The following is a 2181-nucleotide window of genomic DNA, read 5'->3' on the forward strand; positions in this document are numbered from 1 at the left end:
GCGGCGGGCTCAGACGGCGTCTTCGCCCAGCTCGCCGGTGCGGATGCGCACGATGCTTTCCAGCTCGGTGACGAACACCTTGCCGTCACCGATCTTGCCGGTGGCGGCGGCCTTGATGATGGCGTCGATGGCGCTCTGGCAGAGGGCGTCGCCGACCACCAGTTCGAGCTTGACCTTGGGCACCAGGTCGACCACGTACTCGGCCCCCCGGTAGATCTCCGAGTGGCCCTTCTGCCGGCCGTAGCCCTTGACCTCGGTGACGGTCACGCCGTTGACGCCGGCCTCGGTCAGCGCCTCGCGCACCTCGTCCAGGCGGAACGGCTTGATGATCGCGGTGATCAGTTTCATGGCCGCCCTCCTCAGTTCGAGTACTTGTAGCCGACTTCGCCGTGGGCGGCGAGGTCCAGGCCGTCCTGCTCGGCTTCCTCGTCCACCCGCAGGCCGCCGCACAGCGCCGCCGCCACCTTGAAGGCGATCAGGCTGGTGACCCCGGAGAAGAGGATGCTGAAGAGGATCGCGCCACCGTTGACCAGCAGCTGGTCGACCAGCTCGCGGCCCTCGGCGAAGCCCTGGCCGCCGATGGCGGTGAGGGCGAACACCGGGGTCAGCAGGCCGCCGAGGATGCCGGCCACGCCATGCACGCCGAACACGTCGAAGGCGTCGTCCAGGCCGATCATCGGCTTGAGCTTCTCCACCGACCAGACGCACACGGGGCCTGCGATCAGGCCGAGCAAGATGGCGCCCATCGGGCCGACGTAGCCGCACGCCGGGGTGATCGCCACCAGCCCGGCGATGGCCCCGGATACCGCGCCGAACAGGCTCGGCCGGCCCTTGTGCTGCCACTCCACCAGCATCCAGGCCAGGGCCCCGGCGCAGCTGGCGAGCATGGTGTTGACCATCACCAGCATGGCGAAGCCGCTGGCGGCCAGCGCGCAACCGCCGCAGAAGCCCAGCCAGCCGACCCACAGCAGCGAGCCGCCGGTGAGGGTCATGGTCATGTTGTGCGGCGCCAGGGTGGCGGTGCCGAAGCCGCGCCGGCGGCCGAGCAGCCAGGCGCCGACCAGCGCGGCGATGCCGACGTTGAGGTGCACCACGTTGCCGCCGGCGAAGTCCTGCACGCCCAGGTTGAACACCCAGCCGCCGCCCCAGGCCATGTGCGCCATGGGGATGTAGTTGATGGTCAGCCACACGGCCATGAACACCATGACCGCGGCGAACTTCATGCGCTCGGCGAAGGCGCCGACGATGATCGCCGGGGTGATCGCGGCGAACAGCAGCATGAACAGGAAGTACAGGTACTCGGGGATGGTGCCGACCACCGAGTCCTTGGTGATGCCGCTCATGAACAGCTTGTCGAAGCCGCCCACCACCGACTGCAGCGCGCCGCCGTCGGTGAAGGTCAGGCTGTAGCCGTAGACGGCGAACAGCACCGACATCAGCGAGGCGGTGCAGAACACCTGCATCAGGATCGACAGCACGTTCTTGGTCCGCGCCATGCCGCCGTAGAACAGCGCCAGGCCCGGCAGGGTCATCAGCAGCACCACCAGCGAGCAGAGCGCGACGAAGGCGGTGTCGCCGCTGTTGATCGCCGGCGGCGCCTCGTCCGCCAGGGCGGCGGCGCTGCCCAGCAGCAGGGGTAGGCCCAAGGTACTGCGCTTCATTCGAGAAAACCGGATCATTGCCTGTTGCCTCCAATCGACGGGGAATCCGCCGGCTCGCCCTGCGGGGACGGCTCGGCGTTCGGGCGCCTGCGGGAACGGGCCGGTGCGGCACCCGTGACTTCCTGTAGGGCAAGTTTGTTTCCCAGGAGGCATAGCAATTGGCCTGCCAAGGCTCGCTGGCGGCCGGCAATTTCTGCTATGTGCTTGAGTGCAAAGGCTTTGTTCTGGAGGGCGTGCGGAGGGCGCGAAGCCGGGGCCGGCATGGCGCGCATTTTCTTGGTGCGAATTTGAATTTCCTGCCAGGCAATATGGCAGGCCCGGTGCGGGGCCTAAACCGTAGGGCGCATAACCGTTCGCGGTTATCCGCCGATGGCCCGAACGCCGGTGCCCTGGCGATGGCGGATAACGCCGTTGGCGTTATGCGCCCTACGAACGGCGAGGTGCCATCGGGCCCCCACACCCCTCCCCTCGTCATCCCCGCGTTCGCGGGAGTGACGGATGGGTGGGTCGGCGCAAGGCG

General features: G+C 68.1%; 2 protein-coding genes. Both read right to left on the reverse strand.

What is annotated here, in order from left to right; translation table 11 throughout:
- Positions 1–9: 9 nt before the first annotated feature.
- Positions 10–348, reverse strand: a complete 339-nt coding sequence (locus P3W75_RS20440) for a P-II family nitrogen regulator (protein ID WP_276229133.1) — start codon at positions 346–348, stop codon at positions 10–12.
- Between the two features lie 11 nt (positions 349–359).
- A complete protein-coding gene (locus P3W75_RS20445; RefSeq protein ID WP_430765395.1) occupies positions 360–1679 on the reverse strand; it encodes an ammonium transporter in 1320 nt (439 codons plus the stop codon).
- Between the last annotated feature and the right edge of the window lie 502 nt (positions 1680–2181).

Source organism: Pseudomonas citronellolis, from assembly GCF_029335315.1.
In the GTDB taxonomy this organism is placed as follows: Bacteria; Pseudomonadota; Gammaproteobacteria; order Pseudomonadales; family Pseudomonadaceae; genus Pseudomonas; species Pseudomonas citronellolis_A.

Bases quoted from the DNA above. Each gene is read 5' to 3' on its own strand.
- P3W75_RS20440 (WP_276229133.1), bottom strand. From the start codon at position 348: ATGAAACTGATCACCGCGATCATCAAGCCGTTCCGCCTGGACGAGGTG.
- P3W75_RS20445 (WP_430765395.1), bottom strand. From the start codon at position 1,679: ATGATCCGGTTTTCTCGAATGAAGCGCAGTACCTTGGGCCTACCCCTG.